Annotated in this window: 14 protein-coding genes; 12 read left to right on the forward strand and 2 right to left on the reverse strand. The window is 54.6% G+C overall.

Features of this window, described 5'->3' with window-relative positions:
• The first annotated feature begins 423 nt into the window (after positions 1-423).
• From trxA to JW953_18155, 5 genes are read left to right on the forward strand one after another with little or no spacing between them, the layout of a single operon-like run.
• Entirely contained in the window at positions 424-762 is a 339-nt protein-coding gene (gene trxA, locus JW953_18135) for a thioredoxin (protein MBN1994624.1), read from the forward strand.
• Complete coding sequence (locus tag JW953_18140) at positions 762-944, forward strand: hypothetical protein (protein ID MBN1994625.1); 183 nt, start codon at positions 762-764, stop codon at positions 942-944. Before trxA ends, JW953_18140 begins: the two co-directional genes overlap by 1 nt.
• A gap of 12 nt (positions 945-956) precedes the next feature.
• Positions 957-1,196, forward strand: a complete 240-nt coding sequence (locus tag JW953_18145; GenBank protein ID MBN1994626.1) for a hypothetical protein — start codon at positions 957-959, stop codon at positions 1,194-1,196.
• A 6-nt stretch (positions 1,197-1,202) separates the two neighbouring features.
• Positions 1,203-1,424, forward strand: a complete 222-nt coding sequence (locus JW953_18150; GenBank protein MBN1994627.1) for a zinc ribbon domain-containing protein — start codon at positions 1,203-1,205, stop codon at positions 1,422-1,424.
• A 53-nt stretch (positions 1,425-1,477) separates the two neighbouring features.
• Positions 1,478-1,756: a metal-sensitive transcriptional regulator gene (locus JW953_18155; GenBank protein ID MBN1994628.1), complete on the forward strand. Its 279-nt coding sequence runs from the start codon at positions 1,478-1,480 to the stop codon at positions 1,754-1,756.
• A gap of 371 nt (positions 1,757-2,127) precedes the next feature.
• Here the strand turns inward: JW953_18155 and JW953_18160 are convergent, their stop codons facing one another.
• The gene (locus JW953_18160; protein MBN1994629.1) at positions 2,128-3,591 is read right to left on the reverse strand and encodes a L,D-transpeptidase family protein; all 1,464 of its coding nucleotides are present in this window, start codon (positions 3,589-3,591) and stop codon (positions 2,128-2,130) included.
• Between the two features lie 341 nt (positions 3,592-3,932).
• Between JW953_18160 and JW953_18165 the strand changes: the two genes are divergently transcribed.
• From JW953_18165 to JW953_18195, 7 genes are all read left to right on the forward strand, one after another.
• Complete coding sequence (locus tag JW953_18165) at positions 3,933-8,033, forward strand: hypothetical protein (protein MBN1994630.1); 4,101 nt, start codon at positions 3,933-3,935, stop codon at positions 8,031-8,033.
• 68 nt (positions 8,034-8,101) lie between these two features.
• A complete protein-coding gene (locus JW953_18170; GenBank protein MBN1994631.1) occupies positions 8,102-8,815 on the forward strand; it encodes an HAD family phosphatase in 714 nt (237 codons plus the stop codon).
• 35 nt (positions 8,816-8,850) lie between these two features.
• The gene (gene tdh, locus JW953_18175) at positions 8,851-9,882 is read left to right on the forward strand and encodes an L-threonine 3-dehydrogenase (GenBank protein MBN1994632.1); all 1,032 of its coding nucleotides are present in this window, start codon (positions 8,851-8,853) and stop codon (positions 9,880-9,882) included.
• Between the two features lie 90 nt (positions 9,883-9,972).
• A complete protein-coding gene (locus tag JW953_18180; GenBank protein ID MBN1994633.1) occupies positions 9,973-10,542 on the forward strand; it encodes a sigma-70 family RNA polymerase sigma factor in 570 nt (189 codons plus the stop codon).
• A 3-nt stretch (positions 10,543-10,545) separates the two neighbouring features.
• Positions 10,546-11,703, forward strand: coding sequence for a hypothetical protein (locus tag JW953_18185; GenBank protein ID MBN1994634.1), 1,158 nt, complete (start codon positions 10,546-10,548; stop codon positions 11,701-11,703).
• Positions 11,704-11,908: 205 nt separating this feature from the next.
• Positions 11,909-12,880 (forward strand): ABC transporter ATP-binding protein, encoded by a 972-nt coding sequence (locus tag JW953_18190; protein ID MBN1994635.1) that lies wholly within the window; start codon positions 11,909-11,911, stop codon positions 12,878-12,880.
• Positions 12,877-13,731 carry an ABC transporter permease subunit gene (locus tag JW953_18195; GenBank protein MBN1994636.1) on the forward strand — a complete coding sequence of 285 codons (855 nt, stop codon included), beginning with the start codon at positions 12,877-12,879 and terminating at the stop codon, positions 13,729-13,731. Before JW953_18190 ends, JW953_18195 begins: the two co-directional genes overlap by 4 nt.
• 596 nt (positions 13,732-14,327) lie before the next feature.
• Here the strand turns inward: JW953_18195 and JW953_18200 are convergent.
• Positions 14,328-15,611, reverse strand: coding sequence for an STAS domain-containing protein (locus JW953_18200; protein MBN1994637.1), 1,284 nt, complete (start codon positions 15,609-15,611; stop codon positions 14,328-14,330).
• Between the last annotated feature and the right edge of the window lie 321 nt (positions 15,612-15,932).

Consider the following 15,932-nt stretch of genomic DNA (forward strand, 5'->3'; position numbering starts at 1 on the left):
GGGGCAGGTCTTGTGCCTGCCCAGGGCGACCACAAGGATTCGCCCCTACATATTGGGGTATGCCACGGAAAATCCCAAAGAGCCATAAAATATGATGCCACCTACTTTACTTTGAGACAGGCCAAGTGTCAAAATTGTTCCCTTCTATGGGGCTGTTCCAATTTTTAGGCCATCTGGTAGGGACAGGACATTGCCCTGTCCCTACCATCAAAATTTTGGGATGCACCTCTTCTAAAGGTAAGAAAATCACCTTCATCCTCGTCTGTATCATAGAAGGCTGAAAATAGGCAAACTCTATTTGACAGCCAGAGCGGGTTTAGCTATAATCTTGTTCTTGAAATACCCCCCAGGGGTATGTCGTGCAAAAAATAACTTATTGTACTGTATAGTTTATAGAAAAATTAGTAAAAGGAGAACCTACCAATGACAAAACCTATTCACGTTACCGATGCCGAATTTGAAGAGAAAGTATTAAAATCAGCCACGCCGGTGGTAGTTGACTTTTGGGCGCCATGGTGCGGCCCCTGCCAGATGGTGGCCCCTGTTTTAGATGAGTTAGCCAAAGAATATGGCGATCAACTGGTTATTGCCAAAGTGAACACCGACGAAAACGTCCAGTATGCCATTCAGTATGGGGTGCAAGGCATCCCGACCATGCTGTTTGTGAAAGATGGCCAATTGTTTGACCGCGTGGTGGGGGCCATGCCCAAGCCGGCCATTCAACAGCGCATCGAGGCCATGTTGGAGGTTGTGCCCAACTAATGGCCGGCCTGGTGGAGTGGCTCCGCTTGAACTGGGTGCTGCTGGCCTTTATTTTGGGCCTGGTTCTGGCTTTTACGCTGCTGCGCACGCGCCCAACGGAAGGCCTTGAGTCTGTTCAGGCGCTGGAGGGCGTTTTGGCAACCGGCCGGCCGGTAGTGGTTGAATTTTATTCAAACTTCTGAAGCGCCTGCCTGGTGGCCAAACCCATCGTTGATGGGCTGGAGAAGAAGTTAGCCGGTCAGGCCGCGGTGGTGCGGTTGGACGTAATGAGCCAGGCCGGGCGTCAGGCAGCCGCCCGCTACGGGGTGCGAGGTTTGCCCACCCTGGTGGTTGTTGATGGCAACGGCCAGGCGGTGTATAGCCAGGTGGGGCTGGTGCGCCCTGGTCAAGTGGTCGAGCAAATAGATATGATCCTGAAGTCTAACGAGAGGTAATTTCTGATGCCCATTTACGAGTATATTTGCCAGGATTGTGGCGAGAAGTATGAAAAGTTGGTTCGCTCGCTGAAGGCCAAAGTTGAGTTGACCTGCCCCCAGTGTGGCAGCCAGCATGCCAAAAAAGTAATTTCTGTTTTTGGGGCGGCCATTGGCGCGGGTTCCGGCGCAAGCAGCGCCGGCAGCAAGGTTAGCGCGCCGGCGGCAGCCTGCGGGCCGGTGGGTTGACGGATTTAACCAATAAAGAGCCGGGCGCTCTTTGTTAGTTAGCATGAGGAAATATGGAAAATAAGCTTCCGCCTGATTTACGCAATAATCTTTCTCGACGGTTGCAGCGGTTGGAAGGCCAGGTGCGGGGCGTGCGCCGCATGCTGGATGAAGAGCGCGAATGCCAGGATATTTTAACCCAACTGGCCGCCATCCGCGGCGCAACGCAGCAGATTTCGCTGCTGCTGGTTGAAAATTACGCCCTGCATTGCGTTACCGACGCGACCAAAGACCGCGCGTCGGCCAACGAGGCCATTACCAAGTTGGTCAGCACGTTGGGCAAACTGGCTTGACCGTTGCCTTTTTGCGTAAAAAAGGTGATATCGCAAATTTTGTGTAAAAAGTCAATCTCCCCAGAGAGAAATCAGACAATTTACACAACTTTCGGCGTACGACCAAACAAAAGGGGCCGGATGTCAAATTTTTTGTTTAACTTTTGTATTTGTGCCCCAATAGGAGTATTATTACTGTACTGTTACGGACCACATTGTTTGGGATGTGGTTGTTTTCTCCTTTAAGCCCCGGCAATAACGCCGGGGCTTAATTTTTTCCGTAAACACCGCCGGTTGGGTTGAAACGGCCATAAGCCCAAGGCGAAACTAAACACGATAATTGCGCCGCTCCAAGGGGGGTCAGGTTTTGCGCCTGCGGGCCTGGCCGGAAATTATTCGCGCACCACCACCAGCGTGCCGGGGTTATCGGCGGTGGCAGTAATCTGGGTTTGGCCGGGGGGCAGCACGGGGCCGGCCCACTCAAAGAGGGTTTGGGCGTCGCCGGTTTCCAGGTTCACGCAGCCGTGGCTCATCGGTTGGCCAAAATTGCTGTGCCAATAAGTGCCGTGTAAGGCATAGCCTTTGTAAAAATACATCGTATAGGGCACTTCAGGTAGATAATAACCGGGGCCGGTCATGAGCGTAGACACCAATTTCCAATAAATGTGGAATTCGCCCAACACCGTGGGGGTATAGGCCAGGCCGGTGGAGGTGGGGAAGGTTAACACCGGCGCATCGCCTTCCCAGGCAATCACTTGCTGGGTGGTCACATTGACCTCGATCCACTTTTCGCCGGGGTAAGCAGGCTGATGGGCCAACTGCCGGGTATCAACAGACTGCGACAAAAGGGGGTCAACCGGAATGGGCAGTTCAACTTTATCTAAAGATGTGGCCGGGGGGTCAACCGGAACCGGCAACTCCACCCTGTTGGCAAACGAAGCGGGGGTGGGGCCGATCAGCACGGGCGGCGCAATGACGGCGGGCGGGGCTTCTGCCAGGGGAACCGGCGGAACAACGGCGGCTGAAGATTCCGGTTCGGCTGGTGGCGGCGGTGTTTGAGGATCAAGGGTGACAGTTTCAGACTGGGCCATTTTTGGCGCGGCCAGGGTATCGCCATCCGAAACAAAATTGCGGCGAACAGCCGTTGGCGCGGGAACTTCCGCCATTGCGGGAACTTCCGCCATTGCCGGCGCAGCAGGTTCTTGAGTTATGGCCGGGGTGGGCCGGGGCAGCCAGGCGGCCAGCGTATCGGTTGGCACCATAATCAGGGCGCCCAAACCCAGCGCCACCACGCCCAAAAAAGTGCTGGATATCAACAAAATGGTGGAAATGGGGTCAATGGTGCGGCGAGCGCGGTGGGCCAACGCCCCTTTTTTGGCCTGCTCCTGGGTATCATTGGCCAGCAATTTTTTGCGCAGCGACTCGAGGTCGTCCGGGGTAGGTTGGGACTCGGTTTCCTCTCCTGGTTCGGTTGATTGGGCCGATGTTTCGACAGAGGGTGACGGTTGGGTGGGTGTTTCTGCCGGGGTAACAGGTTGAGATTGGGTTTGGGCCTGGAAACCAGGTTGGGATTGGGCCGCCGGGGCGGCTGCTTCCAGGTTCAAACGTTGCCTGGCCCAATGAACCCCCGCTTGGGCGCGCTCATTGTTGGGGTCCAGTTCCAGCACCCGCTCAAGCAAACGCAAACTTTCTTCCGGCGTGGGAATTACATAAGCCAGCCAGAACATGGCCGGCACATTGTGCGGGTCTAACTGAAGTACGGCTGTTAGGTGAACCTGGGCAATATTCTTTTGCCCGGCCCGGGCCGCCTCAATCCCCAGTTGTAATTTCTTTTGAATAGCTACTTCGTCGCTCATATTTTGCCATCTCAATAAGTGCAAATAGTTTAGCACATGTTATGTTAGATTGCAATGAAATCCCTGCTTTTGGGCTAGACCCCTATTTTGAATGTATTTCATTTTGGGGCGAGTTTGGCCCAATTGTCCCAAATTCACCGCAGAGACGCCGAGAACGCAGAGTTTTTTCTCCGCCATCTCTGCGTCTCGGCGGTGAGACATTATTCGCCCCCAAACTGAAATGCTCCTCCATTTTTCCACGCTATCCATAGTTGCGCCAATATGTTATAATTTTTACAGTAGATTCAGGTTTAGGCAATAGGCAAAAAGGTATATCAATAGAATAATGGGATAACGGGTCAATGAACAAAAAATCATTACTTTTATTCCTGTTGGGATTGCTTGTGTTTAGCGGCGTGGCCTGCCCGACCAAATCGCCTTTGGCCCTACCGCCCGACATTCCGCCAGCGGCGTCTACCTCGCTCCCCATTCCTTCCCGGAACAGGGTTTCTGCCAACAACCCCGCCTTTGAGCAAATTGTCAACCTGGGCGTGCCGGTGGGCAATGGGGCCACTCCCTGGCACATTACCCTCAATAGCCAAACCGGGCTGGCCTATATTTTCACCGAAGGGCTGCCCATTTTAAATCAGGGCAACGGCCTGAGCGTTTACGATATTGCCGCAGGCGAATTTGTGGCCCACGTAAAAATCAACCGGGGCAGTCCCGATCCGCTGGATTTGCAGTTTGACCCCCATCCCAGCCTGCTCTATGCCTTGTGGCAAGCCAGTTTTGGCGAAGAACCGCCCACCCTGAGTGTCATCAACACCGAATCGTTGCAAGTGAGCCGAGAAATCCCAAACATTGAAACCTTTGCCGCAGCAGAAGGGCTGCTTTATGCCGTTACCCCGGACGGCCTGACCGTTTGGGCCGTTGATGGCGACACCCTGGCCAAACGTAACCAAACCGCTCTGACCCCCGCCACTCAAAACGGCCCTCTGGCCGTCAATCTCGCTGCCAACCGCCTCTACCTGGCTCGCGCCGCCAACAACGGATGGACTATGGAAATCTTTGAGGCCGACACGCTGGAACCGGCCAATACCTACCTGTCCACCGGCAGTATCGAGAACATCCTGCCCAACCCCACCACCGGCCAGGTGTATGTGGTTGAGGGCGATAACGACATGCGGCGGCTGTATCCTCTTGATCCCGATGGCCGGCCGCTTAACCCACCCGTAACCCTTGGCCCGCGCTATATTGCCAGCGGCATAACCCTCTCCCCAGACGGCCGCCACCTTTACTTTAGCAACGGCGAAATTCGGCCTATGGACCCTGCTCCCAACGACGAGACCGGCCCCGCCTTGATGGGCCTATCCACGGCCAACCTGAGCCAGAGCCAAAAAATCTCGCTGCTCACCAATTTTGACGACCTGGTAATTGACCCCAAAACCAACCAGGCTTTGGCCCTTTATCCCTTTGACGACCTGCTCTACCTGGTCAATCTTGACACCCGGGCCGTAAAAATCATCCCCACGGCCATTGAAATCCGCGATGTGCTGGCCGACCCGGAGGCGGGCCAACTTTTTGTGTCTGACGACGCCAATCGGGTGCGTCGTTTGGATGACGAAACTTTTGCCGTTTTGGCCCAAAGTCAACTGAACCGGGAACGGTACGGTCTGTATTACGGCTTAGGCGATGGTGAGCTGACCCTGGACAAGGCCCGTAATCGGCTCTACGTGAGCGGCTCCCCCGCTTTTGTGCTCCAGGCCGATACGCTGGCCGAAACCGTCCGCTTTGACCCCGGCGGCCAATTTGCCCCCGACCCCGGCGGCGATAAAGTTTACCTGAGCCACTGCGGCGTTACCATTCTCCAGGCCGACACGCTCAGCGGCGATACCCTCCTGCCCGGCAGCGGCCCCCGTAACGACGAGTTTGTGCCCAACCCCTGCGTCAATTACAGCCGGCTTGACAGCCCCAACCAACTACTTTATAGCCTCACGCCCAACGGCACGCCCGGCTCCAATAGCGGCAACTATCTTTACGTGTACGATCTCACCCAACCCGGCCTGATCTATACCGATACCAACATCAGCCTTGCCCAGGCTTTGCCCGACCCCGGCGGCTCGCGCGCGTTTGTGGCTTATGCCCGGCACTCCAACCGGCGTTTGCGCGACCTGGTTGTGTCGGCCAACGGGTCAATGCGTTACGCCCACCAACTCATCGGCGTCGGCGGGAAAATGGGCTATAGTCCGCCCCAAAATCGCCTTTATTTGAGCGATTTCCATCGCTTGCTGGCCCTGAACGGCGACACCCTGGACGTTATCGGCGAGATGCCTTTGCCCCCTGATTATAGTTACTATTTGGCGGAACTGGACCCAATTCACGAGTGCCTTTACCTGGCGGGTTACGACGGCTGGTTGTTGGTCGCCACAGGCAAGGACGGTAGATCGCGGGAGGAGAACTTGGCGGCCCTGCAAGCCGCCACAACTTTGCCGCCCGCCGAGTTCACCCCGCAGGGGGCGATTTTGGCCCTGGCAAGCGCGCCCAACGGCCACCTGTTCGCTCGCATTGCCCCCCGCCCGGATAGTCGTCAAAATCCCCGCCTGTTCCTGTCTACGGATGAAGGCATAACCTGGACCGACCTGGGCCAAACGTTACCCCATTTGCCCGTGCAGGATGTTGCGGTTTCGCCCGCCTATCCTGACGACCAAACCCTTTTGGCCGCGTTGACCGGTTTTGGCGATACCGGCGGCCTTTACCAATCCCCTGACGGTGGGCAAACCTGGAATCCGGCCATGACCGGCCTGCGCGATCTATGGGCCATTCAACTTTTCATTGCGCCGGGCTTTGCCGATGAGGCCGGTCCCCAGCACGAACTTGTGTTTGCCAACACCCAACATGCCGGTTTGCATTATTCCTTTGATGGCGGCCGGCACTGGACGCCGTTGGTTGAGGCCGACCCCAATGATGCTTTTCCGGCCGGGGGAAACTCTGCGGCGGTGGCCATTAATCGCAATGGCGTTGTTTTAGCCGGCCAGATGCTCGCTGAAATGGACGGCCTTTTTCGGACAGAAGTCGAGCCGGATGGTACTTTATCCGCCTGGCAAAAAGTGTTAAACCATTCCCTATCCCGGCTGGCTTTTGCCCCCGCCGGACGGGTGGCCCTGGGCTATGGCGCTGGCCTGTGGCGCTCCGCCGATAGCGGGCGCACCTGGCAGCCCGGCGGCGCAGGGTTAAACAATTTAGACTCGCTCCAGGCCGGCCGTTTTCTTTTCTCGTCCCAGTTTGCCGACGACCGGACCGCGTATCTCTTTTTTATAAACCTCAGCGGCGAAGCCTCTGGCCGCCTGTATCGCTCCGCCGATGGCGGTCAAACCTGGCAGCCCTGGAGCGGGCCGCCCGATGGCAAACGCATCACCGCCGTCACGCTCACGCCTGCGGGCGACTTTCTTTTGGGCGACAGCGGAACCGGCGTGACCAGGGTTTCGCCCGCTGCTTTAAATTGGCTTAAACCAACGCCGCCAACAACCCTTTTTGAAATTGACGATCTGGCCGTTTCGCCCAACTACGGGCAGGACCAAACGCTCTTGGCCATCCATCACCGGCACGGCCTCTTTAAATCCACCGACGGCGGGCAGACCTGGCAATTGACCAACTTCCCGGTGCGCAGTACCTCTTTTAACGGCTACCGGCTGGCCATTTCCCCGGCCTACGCCCAGGATCAGACCATTTACGCGGCCACCGGCTTCAGCCTGCATCGCTCTACGGACGGCGGGCAGACCTGGCAAATTTTCTTGTGGCCGGAGGTCCCCCTTCAGGCCAGCGCCGTCGCGCTCTCGCCTCATTTTGCCGGCGACCACACTCTCCTGGCCGGCGCCCCCACCGCCGTCTTACGCTCAAATGATGGCGGCGACACCTGGCAGGAGGTTTTGGCCCGTCCAGAGGAAGCCGGTCCGGTGAAGGTATTGACCTTTGCCCCGTCCGGCAAGGTGGCTTACGCCTGGTTTGATTATTATCACACCCTTTTTGTCAGCACCGATGGCGGCCAGAATTGGCAGACCCAACCCGGCCAGGCCGGCGAATATTTTTCTGTGGCTGCGGCTGCAACTGCGCCCGATGATAGCCTGACCCTTGCCCCCGAATTCCCCCCGCAACTGTGGCAAATAAACAAATTGGGGCAAGATTGGCGACTCCTCACCGAAACGTTGCCGGAGAGTCTTAGCGAGGTGCAAACCATAGCTTATAATGCGGACGGGGCATTATTGGCCGGCGGCCAACATGGCATTTTTGAAAGCCTGGACAACGGCCAAAGCTGGCAGCCGCGTAATAAGGGCCTGCTCCCTGAACCGCTCATCAACTTTTTGCGCCTGGCAGATTCTCATTGGTTTATCGTATTGCGGGAGGGTAACATTTTTGTTTCTGCGGATGGGGGGAATTCTTGGCGGGAGATATCGGTGGTAAAATGACCCATTAACTGCCGGCTACCGGTAGCCAAGCCGTTATCACAAAAAATAAGGAGTAAAAAAGTACATTGATGCCCTACGAAGCCATTTTATTTGACATGGATGGGGTGATTATTGACACCCAACAATCCGTTACCACCTTCTGGCAACACTTTGCCCAGGTTCACGGCGTGCGGCTCACCCCCGCCGACTTTGAGCAACATATCTACGGTTGTCCCGGCAAGCACACCCTTGACGTGTTTTTTCCCCACTTGCCGGCCCAAGAAAGGCAAGCCGTATTTGACCGGATGGCGGATTACGAAAAGAACCTAACCTACCAAGCCATGGCCGGTGCGCTAACATTTTTACGGACGCTCAAACAAAACCATATCCCTACCGCCCTGGTGACCAGCGGCGCGCAGTGGAAAGTAGACGAGGTTTCCCGCCAGCTTAAGCTCGACGGTTTGTTTTCTGTTTACGTGACCGTAGAAAACGTTCAACGGGGCAAACCCCACCCCGACTGTTATCTGCAAGCGGCCAAATTTTTACAGAAAAAACCGGAGCGGTGTATTGTGTTTGAAGATGCGCTAAGCGGAGTGCAGGCGGCGGTGGCTGCCGGCGCCCTGTGTATTGGGGTGCAAAATTCCAATTTGGGTGAGAATTTATGGCAGGCGGGCGCTTATTACGTAGTGCCCAATTTGGACGCCGTTGACTTACTTATTCCTCAAGATAAGGTGGAGGGTTTACGCTATTTGCAGTTAGGGTCAGAAGGAATTTGTTTATCATTGCAGAGTAAAAAAATTTAGAACAAGGAGGTTTGAAAGCGAAGATGCAAAAAACAATGCAAGCGTTGGTTAAAAAACATGCCAGGCCCGGGCTGTGGCTGGACGAAGTGCCGGTGCCCGACTATGGGATCAATGATGTGCTGATTAAGGTCCACAAAACGTCCATTTGCGGCACCGACGTGCATATTTGGAATTGGGACGCCTGGGCGGAAAAAACCATCCCCGTGCCGATGGTGGTCGGGCACGAGTTTGTAGGCACGGTGGCCGCTATGGGCGGCAACGTGCACGATCTTGAAATTGGGGAGATCGTATCGGGGGAGGGGCACATTGTTTGCGGGCGATGCCGCAATTGCCTGGCCGGCCGCCGCCATCTGTGCAACGCCACCAGGGGGGTGGGGGTCAACCGGCCCGGCGCGTTTGCCGAATATCTGCGTATCCCGGTCACCAACATCTGGCACGCCGACCCCAACATCCCGCTGGATATTTTGAGCATCTTTGACCCCTTTGGCAACGCTACCCACACTACTCTGTCGTTCCCGGTTTTGGGCGAAGATGTGCTTATTACGGGCGCCGGCCCCATTGGCATTATGGCTACGGCCATTGCCAAACACGCGGGCGCCCGTTACGTTGTAACCACCGACATGAATCCCTACCGCCTGGAACTGGCCAAAAAGATGGGGGCTACCGTGGCCCTGAACATCAAAGAAAAAAGCATTGCCGCGGTGCAAAAGGAACTGGGCATGAAAGAGGGCTTTGACGTGGGCCTGGAGATGTCGGGCAGCGGCGCGGCGCTCAAAGATATGCTCGCCAATATGTGTCACGGCGGCAAAATTGCCCTACTGGGTATCCCCACCCAGGAATTGGCCATAGATTGGAACACGGTCATTTTTAATATGCTCACCATCAAGGGCATTTATGGCCGCGAAATGTACGAAACCTGGTACTTGATGCAATCAATGATCCAAACCGGCCTGGACATCAGCCCGGTGATCACCCATAAATTTCACTATACCGAATTTGAACAGGCCTTTGAGGTGATGCGCTCCGGTAATTCGGGCAAGGTGATTATGAATTGGGTGGATGAATAAATTCCCTGTCCTATTTTCTCTCTGAGCGGTGTTTTATTTATGAAAGCGCGGAGGTTGACCATCAATCACCACCAGGAGCCTGGCCAAACCATGCTGTCCGATATCCAATTACTAACGCAGTTGCAGGCCGGCGACGACGCCTCGTTTGAGGCGCTGTTCCGGCGTTATTATCACCGGGTTTACAACATTCTTTACCGTTTGTTGGGAAACCGGGATGATGCCGAGGATGCGGCCCAGCAAGTCTTTCTAAAACTGTATCATTCGCCGCGCCATATCCGCCGGCAAGGCCACGAGCTTAACCTGGCCGGTTGGCTTTACCGGGTGGCGGTCAACACCGGCTACAACAGCCTGCGCCGCCGGCGTCGCCGGCAAGATTGGCAGGAAAGATTTGGCCGGTGGGGGCTGTTTGAGCCGTCGGCCCCGGACCCGGCAGATATTGCCGCCGGCCACGAGGAGCGGGCCAGGGTGCGGCGGGTGTTGGCCCAGATGGACCCCCGCCAGGCCAAGCTCCTGCTGTTACGGCACAGCGGCTTGTCTTATCAAGAATTGGCCGTTGCTTTGAACCTGGCGCCAGGCTCCATTGGCTCTTTGCTCACCCGTGCCGAACGCGCTTTTGCCAAAAAGTACCGGCTGGCCTATCCCCCCCAAGATGAGGAGTGAATCATGCGCATTGATGAAGGAAAGTTACGGGCCTATCTTGACCAGGCGCTTTCTCCCGAAGCGCTGGCAGAGGTAAAACAACAATTGGCCGACTCGCCGGAAGCCCAGGCCGCGCTGGCCCGGTTGAGGGCGGAACGCGATGATTTCACCCCCTATCTGGCCGTTCTGGCCCCTCCCCCGGGGGAGCGGCCTAACGCAGCGCGGGCCTGGCGGCGCTGGCAAAGCCGGCTCGCGGGCCAATCAACTTTATCAACAAACACAGTTATGAGAGAAAGGATAAAAAATATGTTCAGCCAATTTTTTCTGAAACGGTATCAACCGGCGTTGGTCATCCTGGCTATCGTGGCTATTACGACCATTTTGTTCAGTTTTGCCCCGGTCAGGGCTGTGGCCGGGAATTTGCTCAAAATTTTCCGGGTGCAAACCGTCAGAATTTTGCCCGTGGATAGCGAGCATGTCAAATCTCTGGAAAACGACCCCCGCTTCCAGGGCCTGATGGACGAACTTGAGCCGCAGATCAAGGTGCTGACCGACAGCGAGCCGGAGCGGGTGGACTCGCTGGCCGAGGCGGCCGAGATGGTTGGCTTTCCGGTGGTTCAAATCACCGCCCTGCCCGATGGTTTGAACGAGCCGGACCGGATTATGGTGTACCGGCAAAAAGTGGCGCAGGTGCAGTTGGATAAAGAGCTATTGGAGGCGCTTTTTGAAGCGGCGGAAATTGAGATCAGCTTGCCGGATTCGCTCAACGAAGAACCGATTTTGATCACCCAACCCAACACCGTGATCCAGGAGTGGCAGCAGGAAGGCCAGAGGACGCTTGAGTTTGTGCAGATGACCACGCCCCAAATTCAATATCCCGACGACCTGGACTTGAACGCCCTGGGCGTGGCCGGATTGCAGCTTTTGGGCATGTCCAAAGAAGAAGCAAGCCAATTGGGCGCCACCATCAATTGGGCCGACACCCTGATCTTGCCCATCCCCAAAAACGGCCAATTAACGGCCACCGAAGTATCCATTAATGGGGCCAACGGCTTCTTGTTTACGGCCCAGGCAAAGGATGAGGAGTCCGCCGTAATGTGGCCGCAAGCGGGAATGACCTATTTTGTAAACGGCAATTACGCCGCCGAGCAAACCATAGAAATGGCCGAATCGGTGAAATAAGCAAGGCCCCTCCTTTTGGGAGGGGTTGGGGGAGGGCTACTCCCCAAATTTATGAGGGAACAATTCTGTAGACGTTCAGATAAATATTTTATCCGCGGGCCGGACATGGGGATGTCCGGCCCGCCACATAGGGATGCGGCGGCTACGAGTCAAAATCATTTGTAAATAAATCCTCTTGTTAAATCTTTTGCCGAAAGGATAACGTGTGACCGACCTCGCCATTGAAACCCATCATTTGCGTAAAGAATACGGCCCTAAAGTAGCCGTGCAAGACCTGACCCTCCAGATACCGCGGGGTGAGGTTTTTGGTTTTTTAGGCCCCAATGGGGCCGGCAAGTCAACTACGGTTAAAATGTTGCTGGCCCTGGCCCAACCAACCCACGGCGAGATCAAGTTATTTGGCCAATACCCCGGCCGGCCCCAAGCGCGGGCCAAGGTCGGCTTTTTGCCGGAGCATTTTCGTTTTCACGAGTGGCTGCGGGCCGGTGAATTTTTGATGTTCCACGGCAAGTTGTACGGCCTGCCTGTGGCCGTGTTAAAAGAACGTATTCCCCCCCTGCTTGAGTTAGTGGGGCTGGCTGACAGCGCCCACATGCGTTTGAGCAAATTTTCCAAGGGTATGCTCCAGCGCATTGGCCTGGCTCAGGCCATGCTCAACCGGCCCGACCTCATCTTTTTGGACGAACCCACCTCCGGGCTGGACCCTCTGGGGCGGCGACTGGTGCGGCGAATCATTCACCAACTCAAAGACGCCGGCACAACCATTTTCCTCAACTCCCATTTTCTGAGCGAAGTGGAAGTTACCTGCGACCGGGTGGCCTTTATTAAAGCCGGCCGGGTGGTGCGGCTGGATACCATGGCCAACCTGCTGCGCCGGACCACCGAAGTTAAGCTGCGGGTTGATGCCTTTAAGCCAGAATTGCTGGCCGCCCTGGAGCAGGTGGGCCACCGAGCGCAACAGGATGGGTCAAGCCTGACCATGTTGATTGAGGATCAAGAGATGGTGCCCCTTATGGCCCGCCTGGTGTTTGAACACGGGGCCAAATTGTACCAGTTGAGTCCGCGGGAGAAATCGTTGGAAGAGATTTTTATCAGCATCATTGGCCCAGATAACGCCGGTGGGAGTGATGCCGGCGGGATTGACGCCGGTGGAACGAATGAAAGGAGCGCCCCATGAATATTCTGACCATGACCAATCTGACCTTCCGCGAAGCTTGGCGCAAAAAAATTTTCTGGCTGGCGCTGGTATTGGGGATTGCTTTTTTGATTTTGTTTGGGATTGGCTTTTATTATATTTATCAGGAAGTGATGCAGCATAGCCGGAACGGGCTGGGCGGGCCGGCGGCCAGGAACATTCTCAGACACGAAATCAGTGGGGTTTTTCTTATCCTGGGCTTGTTTGCCGTTAACTTTCTGATTGTGATGATGTCGGCCTTAACCAGCGTGGATAGCGTCTCCGGCGAGATCAGCTCGCACACTATCCAGACCATTGCCACCAAACCCATCCGGCGGTGGGAAATCATTGGGGGCAAATTGCTGGGCCAAACCATTATGCTTATGGTTTACGTGGCATTTATGGCGGGCGGTTTGATTTTTGAAGTTTATCTATTAACGGGTTACCTGCCCCCCCACATTTTACCCGGCTTGAGCCTGATGCTGTTGGAAGGTTTGATCGTGTTCAGCATCACCACTTTGGGCGGCGTTTATTTTTCAACCCTGGCCAACGGGGTGTTGGTGTTTATGCTGTACGGCATTGCCTTTGCCGGCAGTTGGGTGGAACAGATTGGGGCGGTGATGCAAAGCGAAGCGGCCCTGCAAGTGGGCATTTTGGCCAGCCTGATAATGCCCAGCGAAGCCATGTGGCGGATGGCGTCTGACCTGATGCAGCCGGCGCTGGTGAGGCAACAAGCGTTCCCCTTGATCAACCTGTATAGCAAACCAAGCGCCGCTATGGTGATTTACGCGGCAATTTATATGGCGGTGTTGATAGCCCTGGCCCTGCGCCAATTCAATAAACGGGATTTATAAATTAGAGTTGGGCGGCGCAGCGGTTCCCGATTTGGTAGAAAGCCCCCCTCAATCCCCCCCAACGAGGGGGAAATTGGTCGGTTCTCGTCTCTGTGAGGGGAATTAGAGGGGGGCCATCAACTCATAACGGGAATTGAATCAACAGCCTTTGAAAGTCTACGATTTTTTGTAGTTTGAGTACGAAAAATTGGGAACGGTTGGGTGGTATATTGTTGTCAATCCGAAATGGTCAGCTTATAGGATGGTTATACTCACCCTTTACTCACATTATAGTCACGCTGTAGGTGGGTTGAAAGTGACCTATAGGTGAGATAGCGTTGGTTATAGGATGATCGGAGGATAACAACTTTTACCAAAGGGTAAGCCATCCCCATTAGCTCATAGAAGGGAGTGTATTCAATGGCGACGGTACGGCGCAATATTGTGGTTGAAGGTTTAGGGGGGATGTTGGGTAACCAGCTTATCTTGTATAGCCTTAACTTAAGCCTATTGGCTGATATAGTTGTTCAAATAATGTTTTTGGGTAGGGACAGGACAATGTCCTATCCCTACCCGGTAAAAAATCAAAAACTTTTTCTGAATATCTGTATTGTATCTCACACAATTTCAATCCTCTTGCCCAGACTGCGCAGAGCAGACGACAGCCCCATCTGCAAATCGCTTAAGGTTTCAACGTGGCTCCAGTCAATGCCCAGATCAACAATGGTTTCGGCTACGGCCCCAGAAATGCCGGTAATAATGACCCGCGTTCCTTTGAGCCGGGCGGCCTGGATGGTTTTGTGCAGGTAATTGGCCACGCCAGTGTCTACAATAGCGACGCCGGTTACATCAATAATAGCTATGCCAGCTTTATGCTCTCCAATTCCGGCCAACAGGCGGCGGGTGATGTCCCGGGCACGGGCCGTGTCAATTACACCCACAATCGGTGCGACAATAATATTGTCCATCACCGGAATAATGGGCGTGGACAACTCCTGAATTGTTTGCTGCTGGGCCTGGATAACCTGAATTTGCTGCTGCTGCTGTTCAACCATAGTCTGGAGACGGGCGGTGGTTTCGGTTAAATTGCGTCCCAGGGTCAGCAACGGGTCGTCGTCAGGCGCTGCGCCGGCATTGTTGAGGGTTAGTTGGGCTGACCAGTTGCCCTGACCAACCTCGGTCATATAGTCAACATACTGTTCCACCGTTGATTCCAACTGCTGACGCTGTTCTCGTTCGGCCTGGATACGCTGATAGATTTCCTGGTTGGCGGTTTCCTGGCCAATCAGGGCGTCAACCATCCGACTCAAGAGATCGTTCTGAGAAAAGATTAACATACTGCTTAACAGAAGAAAAATGATGGCAATGCTAATCCACGAAATAAAATCGGTGGCGCTGGCAACCAATCTTTCAGACTCGACAGTAAGGTAACCATTGGAAAAGGCCCAACCAAAGGCGATGATGGTTAGGATACACAACCCCAAAGTTATGATGCCGCCACGTCGCCCCAAGAAAAGCATGGCCATAGCGGTGAAGGCCAACAAGAACGTGATGCCATATCCGTTCACACCGAGGCTAACTATGCCGTTTACGCCCACACCATAAAGAATAAAGAAAAGGACGCCGGTTTGTAATAGATAAGGCGATCGCCGCCACAGGGTCATTACCAATATCAAAATGAAAATGCCCCAATAAAGGAAGGTTGTATTATTAACCCCTCGCGTATAATTGTGATAACTCCCTACTACGGCTGCGACAAAACCCAGCACCAGAAAAACCCGCAGAATGCCACGGATTAATTGCTGCCGCCAGATTTGTAGATTACTCATAGGGTTTGAGGTAAACTCATTTTCCTGCCCTTCAACTCTGATTTCGCGTTCAATGTCACTTGGTGATTGCATGGCTGCCTCCTGAGGAAGGTTATACTTTGCTTGTTAACTATCTCAGTATATCATAAACACGCCAATTATGCTTAATTCAACTTTGTAATTATTCCAAACACAAAGCCGGTGGAGTGTCACCGGCCGGGGAGGGGGCCAGGCCGCCTTCAGGCGGGATTTGCCGGATAAAGTTGGGCTTCCTTATCTGGCAGACTCCAGACCCTAAGGGGTCTCAATAAAGATTAAATAATTATGGATACTGTTGGTGAATTTATGTTAAGTAGCAGGCGCCAGAGCCAGAAACTTGGAGCGGCGTGTTCGTGCCTTTGGCCTTTCATCCAA

Source organism: Anaerolineae bacterium (genome assembly GCA_016931895.1).
Lineage (GTDB): Bacteria > Chloroflexota > Anaerolineae > 4572-78 > J111 > JAFGNV01.